The 620-nt window shown below is 44.7% G+C and carries 1 pseudogene; it reads right to left on the bottom strand.

The features are described from left to right. Window positions 1–46: 46 nt before the first annotated feature. Window positions 47–620 (bottom strand): annotated as a pseudogene (locus tag E0D98_RS27660) (hypothetical protein); the annotation flags it as partial.

Raw genomic sequence — 620 nt, 5'->3', positions numbered from 1 at the left:
AAAATGTACATGTCGCTGTTTCTGGACCCGCCTCGAGAAATTTTTATTATTTACTGTTGTGTAACAAGGTTATAACACCATCTGAGCCATTTTCTGATAATTCAATCTGTCTGCTGTATCACCGGGCAAGTGGTATTGTTTATTACGATAAAAAGCGGTGTCAGTAATCATTACGGCGGGAATATCGTGTTGCCAATAATTCAGGTGGTCAGAGAAATCAATACCGGGAATAAACCATGGGGCATTCATAGAATAAACAGATAAATCCCGGGATGATAACAATGCCGTTTTTACCTGACGAACGGCGTTGATATCCTGTATTCTGCCGACCAGGCAATAAAGTCCCCCCGATCGGGATAAAGCCAGGACATTGCGGGTAAGGGTAATTCTGGCTACCAGGCGCAGAGTCGTAATAGCCAATCGGGGACGCCCTGCGCGGTAACTCTGGCACCGCTACTGACAAAGAACTCTTTTATATACTCTACGGACCTATTCAGATTATCAATATTGTCGGCATTACGTGGATGCACAGTTTGTGTAAGATAACGAACTGTTTTTTCTAATTGCTCAGGACTGACGTGTCGGGGCGTTGGCGATAATGCAGTGACCCAGGGTTGGTA

It is taken from the genome of Escherichia sp. KCJ4928, assembly GCF_004352695.1.
GTDB lineage: Bacteria > Pseudomonadota > Gammaproteobacteria > Enterobacterales > Enterobacteriaceae > ECMA0423.
Note: the sequence above shows the minus strand (reverse complement) of the source record. Positions and strands in the feature narration are given on the sequence as shown.